The organism is Pseudomonas sp. BN607 (genome assembly GCF_029871175.1).
Classification (GTDB): Bacteria; Pseudomonadota; Gammaproteobacteria; order Pseudomonadales; family Pseudomonadaceae; genus Aquipseudomonas.
This window is the reverse complement of sequence record NZ_SSOE01000054.1, coordinates 25,102-40,073: the sequence shown is the minus strand read 5'-3', so window position 1 is coordinate 40,073 and position 14,972 is coordinate 25,102. Positions and strand designations below refer to the sequence as shown.

General features: G+C 63.6%; 13 protein-coding genes. 6 read left to right on the top strand and 7 right to left on the bottom strand.

Going from position 1 to position 14,972, the window contains the following annotated elements; translation table 11 throughout:
- Positions 1–3 precede the first annotated feature (3 nt).
- Together nicD and nicC are read right to left on the bottom strand one after the other, a co-directional pair.
- Positions 4–810 (bottom strand): N-formylmaleamate deformylase, encoded by an 807-nt coding sequence (gene nicD / locus E8E68_RS12830; RefSeq protein WP_280341952.1) that lies wholly within the window; start codon positions 808–810, stop codon positions 4–6.
- Complete coding sequence (nicC, locus tag E8E68_RS12825) at positions 807–1,955, bottom strand: 6-hydroxynicotinate 3-monooxygenase (RefSeq protein WP_280341948.1); 1,149 nt, start codon at positions 1,953–1,955, stop codon at positions 807–809. The genes nicD and nicC overlap by 4 nt, the downstream gene beginning before the upstream one ends.
- Before the next feature lie 323 nt (positions 1,956–2,278).
- Between nicC and E8E68_RS12820 the strand changes: the two genes are divergently transcribed.
- From E8E68_RS12820 to E8E68_RS12805, 4 genes are all read left to right on the top strand, one after another.
- Positions 2,279–3,331: a 2,5-dihydroxypyridine 5,6-dioxygenase gene (locus E8E68_RS12820; protein WP_003251118.1), complete on the top strand. Its 1,053-nt coding sequence runs from the start codon at positions 2,279–2,281 to the stop codon at positions 3,329–3,331.
- A 69-nt stretch (positions 3,332–3,400) separates the two neighbouring features.
- Positions 3,401–3,877 carry a MarR family winged helix-turn-helix transcriptional regulator gene (locus E8E68_RS12815; RefSeq protein WP_266033938.1) on the top strand — a complete coding sequence of 159 codons (477 nt, stop codon included), beginning with the start codon at positions 3,401–3,403 and terminating at the stop codon, positions 3,875–3,877.
- Between the two features lie 249 nt (positions 3,878–4,126).
- The gene (locus E8E68_RS12810; RefSeq protein ID WP_280341942.1) at positions 4,127–4,600 is read left to right on the top strand and encodes a 2Fe-2S iron-sulfur cluster-binding protein; all 474 of its coding nucleotides are present in this window, start codon (positions 4,127–4,129) and stop codon (positions 4,598–4,600) included.
- Positions 4,597–8,160 carry a molybdopterin cofactor-binding domain-containing protein gene (locus E8E68_RS12805; protein WP_280341940.1) on the top strand — a complete coding sequence of 1,188 codons (3,564 nt, stop codon included), beginning with the start codon at positions 4,597–4,599 and terminating at the stop codon, positions 8,158–8,160. The genes E8E68_RS12810 and E8E68_RS12805 overlap by 4 nt, the downstream gene beginning before the upstream one ends.
- Before the next feature lie 3 nt (positions 8,161–8,163).
- On the opposite strand, the gene E8E68_RS12800 is transcribed toward E8E68_RS12805, so the two are convergent.
- Positions 8,164–8,802 (bottom strand): TetR family transcriptional regulator, encoded by a 639-nt coding sequence (locus E8E68_RS12800; protein WP_110743856.1) that lies wholly within the window; start codon positions 8,800–8,802, stop codon positions 8,164–8,166.
- Positions 8,803–8,907: 105 nt separating this feature from the next.
- Between E8E68_RS12800 and E8E68_RS12795 the strand changes: the two genes are divergently transcribed.
- Positions 8,908–9,870, top strand: coding sequence for an XdhC family protein (locus E8E68_RS12795; protein ID WP_266033948.1), 963 nt, complete (start codon positions 8,908–8,910; stop codon positions 9,868–9,870).
- 59 nt (positions 9,871–9,929) lie between these two features.
- On the opposite strand, the gene E8E68_RS12790 is transcribed toward E8E68_RS12795, so the two are convergent.
- Positions 9,930–10,667 (bottom strand): FadR/GntR family transcriptional regulator, encoded by a 738-nt coding sequence (locus E8E68_RS12790; protein WP_280341937.1) that lies wholly within the window; start codon positions 10,665–10,667, stop codon positions 9,930–9,932.
- A 96-nt stretch (positions 10,668–10,763) separates the two neighbouring features.
- Between E8E68_RS12790 and E8E68_RS12785 the strand changes: the two genes are divergently transcribed.
- Positions 10,764–11,510, top strand: a complete 747-nt coding sequence (locus tag E8E68_RS12785; protein ID WP_280341934.1) for a FadR/GntR family transcriptional regulator — start codon at positions 10,764–10,766, stop codon at positions 11,508–11,510.
- Here E8E68_RS12785 and E8E68_RS12780 read toward each other — a convergent pair.
- The 3 genes from E8E68_RS12780 to E8E68_RS12770 are packed head-to-tail and all read right to left on the bottom strand — an operon-like array spanning position 11,495 to position 14,971.
- Positions 11,495–13,315, bottom strand: a complete 1,821-nt coding sequence (locus tag E8E68_RS12780) for a glycoside hydrolase family 28 protein (protein ID WP_280341931.1) — start codon at positions 13,313–13,315, stop codon at positions 11,495–11,497. The two genes, E8E68_RS12785 and E8E68_RS12780, sit on opposite strands and share 16 nt — an antisense overlap.
- A 28-nt stretch (positions 13,316–13,343) precedes the next feature.
- Positions 13,344–14,120, bottom strand: coding sequence for an ABC transporter ATP-binding protein (locus tag E8E68_RS12775; RefSeq protein WP_266033954.1), 777 nt, complete (start codon positions 14,118–14,120; stop codon positions 13,344–13,346).
- An 11-nt stretch (positions 14,121–14,131) separates the two neighbouring features.
- Entirely contained in the window at positions 14,132–14,971 is an 840-nt protein-coding gene (locus E8E68_RS12770; RefSeq protein WP_266033956.1) for an ABC transporter ATP-binding protein, read from the bottom strand.
- Position 14,972: the final 1 nt, after the last annotated feature.

Sequence of the window (14,972 nt, the reverse complement as noted above, 5' to 3'; positions counted from 1 at the left end):
CCGTCAGACTAGGGGTTGGTCGAGGAAGTCGCCAAAGGCGGCAAAGAAGCCGTCCAGGTCATCCCAAGGGATCATGTGGCCAGCGTTGTCCACTTGGGCAACCTGGATGTCCGGCTTCAGCTCGCGAATTTCGGCGATGTCGCAGGGCTCGATCACCCCGCCACGCCCGGCCACCATCAGCAGCGCCGGCTGGCGCACGGCGGGCAGGTACTGGTGGATATCCACGGTGTGGAAATCTTCAAAGGCGCGCACGACCGCCGGCTCGTAGCAGGTGTGCAGCCATTCGGCACGCAGCGACAGTTGCTCGTCGCTCCAGGTGGCGCAAAAGGCACGCATGTCGTCACCGCTCATGCCAACTGAGGCCTGGCGGATCGAATCGACATACCACGGCAGCTTGCTTGGGTAGGCACGGCGGCCCGGCCCAGACACTGGAGGGTCGACCAGCACCAGCCGCTGCAGCCCGGGCGCCCCTTGGGCGGCAGCGCGAATCGCAAAGCGCGCCCCCATCGAGTGCCCGACCAGGTGGTAGCTATCCAGGCCCAGCGCTGCGGCAAAGGCCGGGATATCCGCAGCACAGGTATCGGTGCCGTAATCCAGTTGCGGGCCGCTTGAAGACAAGCCGCGCCCGCGCACATCCAGGACATAGGTGTCGAAGTGCTGGCCAAGGCGCTCGGCGACGAAGCCCCAGGTGATCGCCGGGCTGGTAATGCCCGGTATCAGGATCAGCGCCTGGCCTTTGCCGCCATAGCGCAGGTAGTGCTGGCGGATGCCATTGGCGCTGACGTTGCCGCCGGCGACGAAGGTCGTCATGCCGCCTCCCCGCTTTTGAGCTGCTGGCCGTACAGGTCGTAGCCGTAGACCCAGGCCGGATCTTCCTGGCTGTAGAGCCAGGTGTTGGCGTTGGATACCGCCTGCACCTGCGAGGCCCGCTCTTTGCGGTTGGCTTCATACAACGCGAACGCGGTGCGGTGGTCGGACAGCCCGGTTTCTTGCAGGCAGCGGGTCAGCATGGCCGCGTCCTCGATGGCCATGCATGCACCCTGGGCCATGTGCGGCTTCATCGGGTGGCAGGCGTCACCCAGCATGACCAGGCGGCCACGGCTCCACAGCGGCAACGGGTTGCGGTTGCGCAGCGGCCACTTGGTGATCGATTCGGTGGCGTCGATCAGCTTCTGCACCGTGGGGTGGTAGCCTTCGAAGGCGGCGCGCATTTCTTCCTGGCTGCTGTCGACGTAGGCGCCCTGGAAGTCCAAGGCCTCGTGTGGCACGCCGGTGACGAAGTAGTACTCGTCGCGCTTGCCGGTGGTGTAGTAGACCATCATGTGGCGGTCTTCAGACCACCACTTGACGCAGGGCTCGAACACATCGGCATGCTGTGCCAGGTTGACGCCGCGGATCAGTGCCCGGTGCGCGACCCAGCCGCTGTAGTTCGGCGCTTCGGCGCCCAGCAGCTCTTCGCGGATCTTCGAGTGGATACCGTCGGCACCAATGACGATGTCGGCCACGGTATGGCTGCCGTCGGCGAAGTCCAGACGTACCTGGTCGCCTTCATCGACGATCTTTTCCAGGCGCTTGCCAAAATGCACGGTACCCGGCTTGATCGCGTCGATCTGCAGGGCATGCAGGTCGCCGCGGTGGATGGTGATGTAGGCCGCGCCATACTCGCGGCGGGCAAAATCACCCAGCGGGATGCGCGACAGGTAATCGCCGCTGGCGCCGTCGCGGCTGAACCAGAAGTCCGGGTGCGACCCCATCAATTCCAGCTTCTGCTCAAGCCCCATGCGGCGGAAGATCTTCATCACGTTGGGGCCGATATGGATACCCGCGCCAAGGCGGGTGAACGCCGGCGCCTGCTCGTACACTTCGACATCGAAGCCGGCCTGCTGCAGCAACGTGGCGGCGGCTGCCCCACCCAGACCTGCACCGACGATTGCGATTTTCTGCCTACCCCGCATGGGTGTGTCTCCTCTTGTTCTGATGTGTGGCCAGCCGTTCGGCCGCCTGACGATTTAGAGCGTATACGCTACAAATGCAATTTGAAAAGAGGGTGGTGAAAATATTTTTTCAAACCGCTTGCGGGAACGCCACAAGGCCAATTGTTACTGTAAATACTGGGCAGTGTGTGAATAGGTAACGTTTCAACAGATAACTTGCGCTCGCTGGCAGGATGCGCTTTCATCTGCAAAAGTATGGTGTACACACTATTGTTTTGCACCGAGATGAAGCACCAGGCACCGCCATGGTGCACCCCCTGTCAACGCCACCCAGGAGAACCCCGATGCCGGTGAGCAATGCACAACTGACCCAGATGTTCGAGCACGTACTGAAGCTGTCTCGCGTCGACGAAACGCAAAGCGTGGCTGTGCTCAAGAGCCACTATTCAGACCCGCGCACGGTCAACGCCGCCATGGAGGCCGCCCAGCGCTTGAAGGCCAAGGTGTATGCGGTAGAGCTGCCAGCGTTCAACCACCCCACTGCCATGGGCAATGACATGACGGCCTACTGCGGCGACACCGCGCTGACCGGCAATCTGGCGGCACAGCGGGCGCTGGAAGCGGCCGACCTGGTCGTCGACACCATGATGCTGCTGCACTCGCCCGAGCAGGAGCAGATCCTCAAGACCGGCACGCGCATCCTGTTGGCGGTAGAGCCACCGGAAGTGCTGGCGCGCATGCTGCCCACCGAGGACGACAAACGCCGCGTGCTGGCCGCCGAAACCCTGCTGAAACAGGCGCGTAGCATGCATGTGCGGTCCAAGGCCGGCAGCGACTTCCACGCCCCGCTCGGTCAGTATCCGGCCGTGACCGAGTACGGCTATGCCGACGAGCCGGGGCGCTGGGACCACTGGCCAAGCGGTTTCCTGTTCACCTGGCCGAACGAAGACAGCGCCGAAGGCACGCTGGTGCTGGACGTCGGCGACATCATCCTGCCGTTCAAGAACTACTGCCGCGAGCGCATTACCCTGGAGATCGAAAAAGGCTTTATCACCGGCATCCATGGCGGCTTCGAGGCTGAGTACCTGCGCGACTACATGAAGTACTTCAATGACCCCGAGGTGTACGGCATCTCCCACATCGGCTGGGGGCTGCAGCCGCGTGCGCAGTGGACCGCCATGGGCCTGCACGATCGCAACGACGGCATGTGCATGGATGCCCGTGCGTTCTATGGCAACTTCCTGTTCTCCACCGGCCCCAACACCGAGGTCGGCGGCAAGCGCAAAACCCCATGCCACCTGGACATCCCGCTGCGCAACTGCGATATCTACCTGGATGACAAGGCCGTGGTGCTGGCAGGCGACGTGGTCGCACCAGAGGAGTCGCGGGCACGATAGTGGTTATACTGGCCGGGCGCTCCGCTATTGGCGGCCGGCCAGCACCTTTCCACCAGCCCAAGCCATCCTATGCCGAAAAAAACCAACCCCAGCAGCCCCCCGCTCGACACCACCCCCTATGACGTCACCGAACAGGTCGGCCACCTGCTGCGCAAGGCCTACCAGCGGCACACGGCGATCTTCCAGCAACAGGCCTGCGACCCGCAGTTGACCTCGATCCAGTTCGTTACCCTGTGCGCCCTGCGCGACCACGGCCCCAGCTCGCAAGCTGAGCTGATCAAGGCCACGGCGGTAGACCAGGCAACCATCCGCGGCATCGTCGAGCGCCTGAAGGCGCGCGAACTCGTAAAGCTGTCGCCAGACCCGGGCGACCGGCGCAAGGTCATCGTCGAACTCACTGACAGCGGCGCGGCATTACTTGACGCCATGATCCCCTGCGCCCGGCAGATCAGCGAACTGAGCATGGGCAGCCTGAATGCCGGTGAGCGCGTGGCCATCCTTTACCTGCTGCGCAAGATGATCGACAGCGACGAAACACCGGGCTGAAATTTGTTGTGACTGCTGCGATTGCCGTCACAGATACGAGGTCTTCGAGATCGAGCGCCGCGCGGGCGGCGCTCGATTTCCCTGGCGCCAATCATCTTCCGCCATACCCATCACCCCCATCACAGCGCTCTGCAAATTCATCTTTGGCCTGCTTCTTGCTAACTCATTTCATGTAGTGAGTACTTACCGAAAATCTCAAATCATTTGAGTCCTTTGGTAGCGCAAGCAACCCCCAGAGATGAGCCAATAATGCAAACAACCATCTCCCTGCAGGTCAACGGCCAGCCGGTCGAAGTCAGCGCCATGCCCGACACCCCGCTGCTGCTTGTCCTGCGCAACGACCTGTGCCTGAACGGCCCAAAGTACGGCTGCGGCCTGGGCGAGTGTGGGGCATGCACGGTGATCATCGACGGCGTGGCCGCCCGCTCCTGCGTCATCCCCTTGGCCGGCGCCGCCGGCCGCGATATCACCACCCTCGAAGGGCTGGGCTGCAAGGCCGCGCCGCACCCGGTGCAACAGGCGTTCATCGACGAGCAGGCGGCTCAGTGCGGCTACTGCATGAACGGCATGATCATGACCGCCAAGGCCCTGCTCGACCGCATTCCCGATCCCAGCGACGAACAGATTCGCAACGAACTGTCCGGCAACCTGTGCCGCTGCGGCACCCACGTTGAAATCCTGCGCGCCGTGCGCCGCGCCGCCGACACCCGGAGGAAAGCATGAACCACTCACAACAGGTGCCCAGCCGTGACCAGTTGCTGGCCAAGACCGGCGTGCTGTTGATCGTCGACCACATCACCCCGCCCTCGGGCCCGGTGGCCAAGGGGGTGACTCCTGCCGTCAAGGCGCGCGAACTGGCGTTGTTCATCGCGGTCAGCGACGACGGCATGGTCTACGCCTTCAACGGCCACGTCGACCTGGGTACCGGTATCCGCACCTCGCTGGCGCAGATCGTCGCCGAAGAGCTGGACCTGCGCATGGACCAGGTGCACATGGTACTGGGCGACACCGAGCGGGCACCCAACCAGGGCGCGACCATTGCCAGCGCCACCCTGCAGATTTCCGCCGTACCCTTGCGCAAGGCTGCGGCCACCGCGCGGCGCCACCTTTTGCAACGGGCTGCACAACGGCTTGGCTGCGAGGCCCAAGATCTGCGCATTGAAGAAGGCACTGTGGTCGCCGGCAACGGCAGCACCCTGAGCTTCGCCGAACTGGTCCAAGGTGATAACCAGCAACTGCGCATCGCCGACGATGCCCCACTGAAAGCTGTCGAGGACTACCGCCTGGTCGGGCGTAGTGCCGCGCGGGTAGATATCCCTGGCAAGGCCACCGGCGAGCTGACCTACGTGCACGACATGCGCTTGCCCGGCATGCTGCATGGCCGGGTGATACGCCCGCCCTACGCCGGCCACGACAGCGGCGACTTTGTCGGCAACAGCCTGCTGGCGGTGGATGAGAGCTCCATCGCCCATGTGCCCGGCGTGGTGGCGGTGGTGGTGATACGCGACTTCGTCGGCGTGGTGGCCGAGCGCGAAGAGCAAGCAATCCGTGCGGCCCATGACCTGAAAATCAGCTGGAAGCCCTTTACAGGCAAGCTGCCCGACCTCAGCGATGTCGCCCAGGCCATCCGCGACAACCCGCGGGTACAACGCACCGTGCTGGACCAGGGCGATGTGGACGCTGGCATCGCCAATGCCAGCCAGCGCCTGAGCCGCAGCTACCTGTGGCCTTACCAGTTGCACGCATCGATCGGCCCGTCGTGCGCATTGGCCGACTTCACCCCAGGGCAGATCCGTGTGTGGTCCGGCACGCAGAACCCGCACCTGCTGCGCGCCGACCTGGCCTGGTTGCTGGAATGCGGCGAAGAACGCATCGAGATCATTCGCATGGAAGCCGCCGGCTGCTATGGCCGCAACTGCGCCGATGACGTGTGCGCCGACGCGGTGCTGCTGTCACGGGCGGTGCAGCGCCCTGTGCGGGTGCAGCTGACCCGTGAGCAGGAACACGTGTGGGAGCCCAAGGGCACTGCCCAACTGATGGAAATCGACGGTGGCCTGAACGCGGACGGCAGCGTGGCCGCCTACGACTTCCAGACCAGCTACCCTTCCAACGGCGCGCCTACCCTCGCCCTGCTGCTGACCGGTGCCGTAGAGCCGGTGCCGGCCTTGTTCGAAATGGGCGACCGCACCTCGATCCCGCCTTATGACTACGAACACATGCGCGTCACCATCAACGACATGACGCCGCTGGTGCGTGCCTCGTGGATGCGCGGCGTGTCGGCCATGCCCAATAGTTTCGCTCACGAATCGTATATCGATGAGCTGGCCTTCGCTGCGGGTGTCGACCCGGTCGAATACCGCCTCAAGCACCTGTCCGACCCACGCGCAATCGACCTGGTCAAGGCCACCGCCGAACGCGCCGAATGGCAGCCACATACCCGGCCCATGCAGGCGCAGGCCGAAGGTGACGTGCTGCGCGGCAGGGGCTTTGCCTATGCCCGCTACATCCATAGCAAGTTCCCAGGCTTTGGCGCGGCCTGGGCGGCGTGGGTGGCCGATGTCGCAGTGGACCGGCGCACCGGTGAGGTCGCCGTCACCCGGGTGGTGATCGGCCACGATGCCGGGATGATGGTCAACCCCGAAGGCGTGCGCCACCAGATCCACGGCAACGTCATCCAGTCCACCAGCCGGGTGCTCAAGGAGCAGGTCAGCTTCGAAGACTCGACGGTGGCGAGCAAGGAATGGGGCGGCTACCCGATCCTGACCTTCCCCGAGTTGCCCGCCATCGACGTGATGATGCTGCCCCGCCAGCACGAGCCGCCAATGGGCAGTGGCGAGTCGGCCTCGGTACCCAGCGCGGCGGCCATCGCCAATGCCATTTTCGATGCTACCGGCATTCGCTTTCGCGAGCTGCCGATCACGGCAGAGCGGGTGCGTGCCGCCCTCGATGGCGAAGGTCAGGACCCTGATGCACCCGCGCCAGCACCGCCGACAGCCAAGCGTTCGAAGTGGTGGTTCGGCTCGCTGGCCGGGGTATTCGGTGCTGCATTGGGCGTGCTCGCCACCGCCTTGCCCTGGCGCGCCGAAATTGCCCCGGTAACCCCGCCAGCCGCTGGCAGCTGGAGCGCCGCGATGCTCGAGCGCGGGCGCCAGGTGGCCGCAGCCGGTGACTGCGCCGTGTGCCATACGGTCAGCGGTGGCAAAGTCAATGCAGGCGGGCTGGCGATGGAAACGCCGTTCGGCACGCTGTACAGCACCAACATCACCCCCGACCCGGAAACCGGCATCGGCCGCTGGTCGTTCGGTGCGTTCGAGCGGGCCATGCGCGAAGGCATCAGCCGCGATGGCCGACACCTGTACCCGGCTTTCCCCTACACCTCGTTTCGCAACATCAACGACGCCGACATGCAGGCGCTGTATGCCTACCTGATGTCACAAACCCCGGTACGCCAGGAAGCACCTGCCAACCAGATGCGCTTCCCGTTCAACCAGAGGCCGCTGATGGCCGGCTGGAATGCGCTGTTTCTGCAACGCGGCGAATATCAGCCCGACCCACAGCGCAGCGCGCAGTGGAACCGGGGCGCCTATCTTGTCGACGGCTTGGGCCACTGCACAGCCTGCCACTCACCGCGCAACCTGATGGGCGCGGAAAAACGCGGCAGCAGCTACCTGGCCGGCGGCCTGGTGGATGGCTGGGAAGCTCCAGCGCTGAATGGGCTGGCCAAGTCATCCACGCCGTGGAGCGAAGACGAACTGTTCAACTACCTGAGTACCGGCTTTTCCGAAAAGCACGGGGTAGCGGCCGGCCCCATGGGCCCGGTGGTCAGTGAACTGGCCACCCTGCCAAAAAGCGACGTGCGCGCCATCGCCCACTACCTCAGTTCACTCGACGGCGAGCCGCAGGCAGTGGTCGCCAAGGCCGCGCCTCAGGCGGACACGCGCGTGTCGATAAGCAATGGCGAGCGGGTATTCAAAGGCGCCTGCATGGCCTGCCACAGCGATGGCCTGGGGCCGAAGCTGTTTGGCGTCAGCCCGTCGATGGCGGTCAACAGCAACCTCCACAGCGCGTTGCCGGACAACCTGCTACGGGTGGTCATGCATGGCATCCCAACCCCGGCAACCCGTGACCTGGGCTACATGCCCGGCTTCAAGGACAGCCTGTCGGACCGCCAGGTAGCCGACCTGGCGGCCTACCTGCGCCAGCGCTTCGCCGCCGACAAGCCGGCATGGCAAGGGTTGGCGGCCAAGGCTGCGCAAGTAGGTGCCAACCCGGGCAGCCACTGAGGTTCAGCGGCGCAGGCCACGCAGTGCAAGGTCGCTGATGAAGGCCAGCCAGTCAGCCTTGGCCTGCTGGTCGGCCAGGTCCACGGCCAGGAACGAGCTGAGGGTATGGCGGTTGGAGTTATAGAAGTAGCAGAGCGAGGCAATCATCAGGTAGGCGTGGGTGACATCGATGTCATCGCGGAACAGCCCCTTGGCCTGGCCGGCTTCAATGATCGGCCGCAACACGCCCACCGCCTCGCCTGACAGCGCCCTGAGGTTTTGCGACTTACGCGCGTGCTGGCCCTGGTGAAGGTTTTCGGTGGCGAGGATGGTGACGAATTCGGGGTGGCGCACGTAGTAGTCCCAGATGAACGCCACCAACTCGCGCAGGGCCTGTTCCGGGTCGGCGAGGTCGAGGCGCAGCTTGGCCTCGGCCTGGTTGAAGCTGGCGTAGATGTGTTCCAGCACACTGATGAAGAGCTTTTCCTTGCTGCCGAAGTAGTAATAGATCATCCGGTCGTTGGACTTGGCCAGCGTGGAGATCTGCTCGATGCGCCCGCCAGTGAAGCCTTCCTTGCTGAAGACCTTCACTGCGGCCTTGAGAATATTGTCCCGGGTGCGGTCGGCCTGCTGGGCGCGAACACCGGTTTTGCGAGTTTGCATGTCGGTCCCTGTGGGGCTGGCCAGATAGCCAACACTGCCACAGACATTGCGCCATTGCGCGGCTTTTTCGACTGGGCTGACACGATAATCGCGAGGGAGCGGAACATGCAGCATCTCGACCTACAGGTGATCGACAAGGCACTGCAATGGGCCCGGGCCGGGGATACGGTGTGGCTGTGCACGGTGCTGTCCACCTACGGCTCGGCACCCCGTTCGCCTGGGGCTATGCTGGCTTGCCGCAGCGCGCAGGATTGGGTTGGGTCATTATCCGGCGGTTGCGTGGAAGAGGAGTTCCTCGCCAGCCTGGCACACGGTGCGTTCAGCCAACCGGCGCAGGTGGTGCGTTACGGAGACGGCCAGGAACAGAGCCAGCGCTTGCGCTTGCCTTGCGGTGGTGTACTGGTGGTATTGGTGGAGCGGCGGCAGGCGGATGGCGCTTGGCTGAAGCACCTGCATGCGTTGCACGGGGCACTGTTGGGGCAGCAGCGGGTCATGCGCAAAGTCAGTATGCCGGCGGGTGAATTCAGTGTGCATGACGACAACAGTGCTGGCGTGCGCATGAACCACGACGCAATTTACATCGGCATTGGCCCTGCCCTGCGGTTGCTGCTGGCCGGGCTGTCGCCGGTCGCTCAAGCCTGTGCCGACATCGCTCGCACGCTGGGCTGCGAGGTCATCGCCTGCGACCCGCGCGAGGAGATGGCGCACGTCGAAATCGAGGGCGCACAGATGCATCGGGTGCTGCCTTCGCTGTTCATTGCCGCGGGTGGTTGCCATGCGGCTACCGCCATTGTGGCGCTGACGCATGATCCGAAAATCGATGACCTGGCATTGATGGAGGCGGTGAATACCCCAGCGTTCTATATAGGCGCCATGGGTTCGGCGGCCACGTCAGCCCGCCGCGCCGAGCGGCTGCAGCGGATTGGCGGGCTGACCGACAAGCAGATAGAACGGCTGCACATGCCTATTGGGCTGGACCTGGGCAGCAAGGCGCCAGCGGAGATCGCGCTGGCGGTGATGGCGGATGTGCTGCGGGTGTATCGGGGCAAGGCGCGGGATGCGCTGTGAGGTCAGCCACCGCCCCAAGCCATCCAGCAGCGTGCGCTGCCCCCAACAACTGGCCCGGTTCAGGTCGTCTTGCAAATTGATGTTCGATCTGTTTTCGGACATTCGCTGACCGCTCGCTGGGCGCGTGTCAGGCAGTTGACCAAGTGCAGCCGCATGGCAGCGCGGGCAGCACCGGCATCCTTGCCGGTAATCGCGGCATGCACTTGCTCACGCTCCCGCGCCTCCAGTGCCCGTTGCTCGGCATCGCCACCTGGCACTGCTTGCTGGGCCGCAGCCAACAAGGTATGCCCAAGATGGGTCATGGTGTCGATGAAAAAGCTGTTGCCCGTGCATTGGGCTATCTGCAGGTGAAACTCGAAGTCGGTACGCATGCAGGGTGCAGACTGCGTAGCGACACTCCCATCCAGCGCCGCCCGCATGGCAGCCAGTTGCTCTGGGGTGGCACGCTGGGCAGCAATGGCAGCCGCCTCGACTTCAAGGCAAAGCCGCAGCTCGATGATCGCCACCTCGTTGTATGCGCCCCCCATTCCAGGGCTGGCACTCTGGAAGTCACCTGCCGGGATGGCGTCTACAACGAAGGTGCCGATACCACGACGGGTTTCTACCAGGCCTTCGGCCTGCAACCGTGACATGGCTTCGCGCACCACGGTACGGCTTACGCCACGCGCTTTGGTCACGGCTTCTTCGGTGGGCAATTTGCTTCCCGCTGGCAATTCGCCCGAGAGAATCTGCTGCGACAGGTCATGCACCAGTTGCTGGGCGAGATTCAGGCGTTTTTCCGGGGTGGCAGAAGCCATTGGGCGAACCTTTGCTAAGCGGAAGATCCCGGAGTATACCCGCTGCCCGGGGCCAAAACGCACTATACTGCCCGCTGCCAACACAAGAGCACAGTAATGCCGAACCCGACCGCCAGCCCCCCTCAACAGCCTCGCCGCCTGGCCGAAGCACTGGTCGAGCGCTTCGCCCAACGCATGCGTGAGGGCACGCTCAAGCGTGGTGACAAGCTGCCGACCGAAGCCACACTGATCGAAACCGAAGGCGTCAGCCGCTCGGTAGTACGCGAAGCGTTGTCGCGCATGCAGGCAGCGGGCCTGGTCGAGACCCGCCACGGCGTGGGCACCTTCGTGCTGGACATGCCGGCACCGGAGAGCTTCAACGTGGGGCCGGCAACCATCAGCCTGCTGTCCGATGTGCTCGACCTGCTGGAATACCGCCTAAGCCTTGAAGTGCAAGCCGCCGGCATGGCCGCCGAACGGGCCACGCCACAGGCACTCGAAGAACTGCAGCAAGCCTTGGAAGCCCTGATGCAAGGCCCGGAAAAATCCGGCAGCACGACCAACGCCGACTTTCAGTTCCACCTGAAAATTGCCAAGGCCGCGGGTAACCAGTACCTGATCGATATCATGAAGCACCTGGGCACCAAGATGATCCCCCGCACACGCATGAACTCTGCCTATACCGGGCAGAGCAACCGAAGTACCTACCTGGCCGGTATCAACGCCGAACATCAGCAGATCTTCGACGCCATCGCCAGCCGCCAGGTGGATGCGGCGCGCGCCGCCATGTACCTGCACCTGAGCAACAGCCGTATGCGCCTGCGTGAGGCGCAACGGCTACAGGCATTCTACAGCGAGGCCTGAGGCCCCGGCGCGGGCTCTACGTCCGTATAGACAAGCCCTTGGCTGCCCTGCACCTGCCAAGGGTTGGCACCCCCGGTGTCAGTGAAGCGAAGCCCGTCGAAACGCGAGTCCTTCAGGCCATCGATCTTCACCGGGGCTGGCCCGCGAAAGCGCACTCGTTCAAACACCAAGCCCTGATGCCAGGCGCCATGGCTGCTATCGCCCTTCACCTCGATGGCAGCGGTGCGGGCGTTTTCCACGCTTACGTCGCTGACTGTGATATCCCGGAATTGCCCCGCCACCGCCGAGCGCTTGTAATCGAGCTTGGCATTCGGGTCGTTGTAATCCAGGGTGAAGATGAAGGCCTGTTTTGCCGTGTTGCGGATGGCCGAATCACGGAAAGTGACGTGACGTGCGCCGCCGCCCATGAAGTTGGTGCTTTTCATGCGCAGCCCGGCATCGGTGCCATCGGAGACGTTGTCCTCGGCCAGGATGTTCTGAATCCACGCGCCGGTATGGCTGCCCGCCACGACCATGCCATGGCCTTTGCGGAAATAGTTGTTGAAGATCCAGGCCTCCTCCTGCGCCTTCTGGTGAACCGCATCCGCCCCGGTGCCGGCGGCGAAGTTGACGCAGTCGTCTCCGGTGTCGAAGAAGTTGTTGAACACCAGGGCGCCGCGGCTGTTGGCAAACTCGATACCGTCACCGTTGTTGGCGTCGTAGGTACGGTGCGTGGTGTTAGCCAGCACCACATTCTGCGTCTCCAGGTTCATGATGCCGTGGTAGGCCGGGTTGACCACCGTGAAGCCACCATAGAACACGTTTTTCACATTGCGCAGGGTAATCAGCGAGGAACGCATCTGACCGTAGGCGTCCTTGACGTTCATGCCTTCGGCCACCGCCCGCTCCACCTGAGCCTTGGCCAGCACGCCATCGTGCATGTAGCGGCTGTTGTCGCTGGGCAGGTAGAAAGGCAAGGCTTGCCCGCGCTCGTCGAGCACATCCGGGTTACGCTTCCAGCCATTGCCGTCGATGGTGCCCTTGCCGACGATGCGGATATTCTCGAAGGCCTGATGCGCACGCGGGTCGCGCGGCAAGGCATTGATCAGCGAGGCCGGACGCACGGTGGTGGAATACGGGTACTGGATATAGCCCTGGCGCGGGTAGTCCTCGGCACGCTCGGAACCTAACAGGGTAGCGCCCTCGGCGATTTCCAGGGTCATGTCGCTCTTGAGGTAGAGCGCCCCGCTCTTGTACGTGCCGGCAGGCAGCAATACCTTGCAGCCCTTGCTGCAAGCATCGATGGCACGCTGAATGGCAGTCGTGTCGAGCGCCTTGCCATCGCCCTTGGCACCGTAGCGCTGCACGTTGAACAGCGCCGGTATGGCCGTGGTTCGCTGCACAACCACGGGGCTGTCAGCAGACTCCTTGCCATTGCGATCGACCGAGCGCACGGTGAAGTGGTACTCGGTATCGGGGGCAAGCCCTTGGGCGGTGAAGCTGTGAATGGCGATGCGGTGGTGGAAGTTGTGCAGGTCCTGCCCGTAGAACCGGTCGATGTACGGTTTGGCCGGTGACACCTGCTCGTTGTTGGCGTTGCTTGCACCCAGCAACCGGCCATTGGCGTACACGTGGTAGTCGACGATCTCGGCATGGCTGGCGGGCTTTTCCCACACCAGGATGATCTGCCGGTCGTCGTAGGCCAGCGTCGGCACCTGGACCTTTGCAGGGGCCTCTACGGCCCACAGCGGCAAGCTGCTGCCCATGGCCAGGGCGACCACGGCAGCACGCACCCGCGAAGCGGGCGCAAGGTTGGCATTCGGCATGTGCTTGTCTTCCTTGTAATTGCCGGGTTCAGGCCGACATGGCCGGGGCACGATCTGCACTGAAGTCGCGGCTGGCTTGCACCAGCATTCGTGTGTAATCGTGGGTGGCCTGGTCCTGGCTCAGTGCCCGGCAGTCCAGTTGCTCGACGATACGCCCCTGCTGCATCACCGCGACCTTGTCGCACAGATGGCTGACCACGCCCAGGTCGTGCGTCACCATCAGGTAGGTGAGCTTCTCGCGCTGACGCAGGTCGGACAACAGGTTGAGAATTTCTGCCTGCACCGACACATCCAGCGCCGACGTGGGCTCATCGAGCAACAGCACCCTAGGCTCAAGAATCAACGCCCGGGCGATAGCCACGCGCTGACGCTGGCCACCGGACAGCTGGTGCGGATAGCGGTAACGGTAGCTGTCGTTGAGGCCTACCTTGACGAGGATGTCGTTGATGCGATCGTTGCGCTCATCCATGCTGTGGATCACCAGCGGCTCGCGCAGTGCAGTGTCGATGGTATGGCGCGGGTGCAGCGAACCATAGGGGTCCTGGAACACCATCTGCACCTTGCGAAAGTGCTCCTTGGGGAGCTTGTGTTGCAACGGCACGCCGTCAATGCTCAGGGCTCCGCTCCAGTGCCGGTACTGGCCGGCCAGGCAGCGCAACACCGTGGTCTTGCCAGAGCCAGACTCCCCCACCAGGCCAAATGACTCGCCATCTTCGACACTCAGGTCGACATTGTGCAGCACCTGGTTGAGCGTGGCGCCAACGCCAAAGCTCAGGTTCAATGCGTGTGCTTGGATCATGGACATGGTCAGTTACCTCAGCAGGAGAGCCACAGCGGGTCGCGTTGCAACACGGGCAAACGCGGGCGGCGGTTGTCCATGCTTGGCAAAGCGGCCAGCAGGCCTCGGGTGTAGGGGTGTTCGGCACGGTGCAGGTCACTGGCAGCCAGCGACTCCACCACGCGCCCGGCGTACATCACCAGCACCCGGTCACAGTAATTGCGCACCAGGTTCAGGTCGTGGCTAACGAAGATCAGCCCCATCTGCTGCTCCACCACCAGCTCTTCGAGCACATTGAGCACCTGCTGGCGCACCGAAACATCCAGCGCCGAGGTCGGCTCGTCAGCGATGATCACTTCCGGGCTGGTGATGACCATCATCGCGATCATGATGCGCTGGCCCATGCCGCCGCTCACCTCATGCGGATAAAGATCGTAGACGCGCTTCGGGTCGCGGATATGCACCTTGTCGAGCATCTGCAACACCCGCTCACGGGCGTCGTTGCGGCTGGCCTTGTGGTGCGCCAGGTACGCTTCGGCAATCTGGTCACCCACCCGCACCACCGGGTTGAGCGAATACTTGGGGTCTTGCATGATCATCGAGATACGCTGGCCGCGAATTTTCTGCATGGTCTTTTCGCTGGCACCGAGCAGGTCGACATCGCCGAACTGCAGGGCCTTTGCGGTGATCTGCGCGCTGCCGGGGTGCAGCTTGAGCAAGCTGCGGCCCACGGTGGACTTGCCCGAACCGGACTCACCCACGATGGCGAGCTTTTCCCGGCCCAGGGTGAAGGACACATCACGCACCGCGTGCATCACTTTCTTGCCGTTGACGAAGCGCACATTGAGCGATTCGACATTGAGTTTGACTGCTGACATA

Excerpts from the sequence above, each read along its gene's own strand:
- E8E68_RS12780 (WP_280341931.1), bottom strand. The coding sequence starts at position 13,315 with ATGCCGAATGCCAACCTTGCGCCCGCTTCGCGGGTGCGTGCTGCCGTG.
- E8E68_RS12795 (WP_266033948.1), top strand. The coding sequence starts at position 8,908 with ATGCAGCATCTCGACCTACAGGTGATCGACAAGGCACTGCAATGGGCC.
- E8E68_RS12800 (WP_110743856.1), bottom strand. The coding sequence starts at position 8,802 with ATGCAAACTCGCAAAACCGGTGTTCGCGCCCAGCAGGCCGACCGCACC.
- E8E68_RS12820 (WP_003251118.1), top strand. The coding sequence starts at position 2,279 with ATGCCGGTGAGCAATGCACAACTGACCCAGATGTTCGAGCACGTACTG.
- E8E68_RS12815 (WP_266033938.1), top strand. The coding sequence starts at position 3,401 with ATGCCGAAAAAAACCAACCCCAGCAGCCCCCCGCTCGACACCACCCCC.
- nicC (WP_280341948.1), bottom strand. The coding sequence starts at position 1,955 with ATGCGGGGTAGGCAGAAAATCGCAATCGTCGGTGCAGGTCTGGGTGGG.
- E8E68_RS12790 (WP_280341937.1), bottom strand. The coding sequence starts at position 10,667 with ATGGCTTCTGCCACCCCGGAAAAACGCCTGAATCTCGCCCAGCAACTG.
- E8E68_RS12805 (WP_280341940.1), top strand. The coding sequence starts at position 4,597 with ATGAACCACTCACAACAGGTGCCCAGCCGTGACCAGTTGCTGGCCAAG.
- E8E68_RS12810 (WP_280341942.1), top strand. The coding sequence starts at position 4,127 with ATGCAAACAACCATCTCCCTGCAGGTCAACGGCCAGCCGGTCGAAGTC.
- nicD (WP_280341952.1), bottom strand. The coding sequence starts at position 810 with ATGACGACCTTCGTCGCCGGCGGCAACGTCAGCGCCAATGGCATCCGC.
- E8E68_RS12785 (WP_280341934.1), top strand. The coding sequence starts at position 10,764 with ATGCCGAACCCGACCGCCAGCCCCCCTCAACAGCCTCGCCGCCTGGCC.
- E8E68_RS12770 (WP_266033956.1), bottom strand. The coding sequence starts at position 14,971 with ATGTCAGCAGTCAAACTCAATGTCGAATCGCTCAATGTGCGCTTCGTC.
- E8E68_RS12775 (WP_266033954.1), bottom strand. The coding sequence starts at position 14,120 with ATGTCCATGATCCAAGCACACGCATTGAACCTGAGCTTTGGCGTTGGC.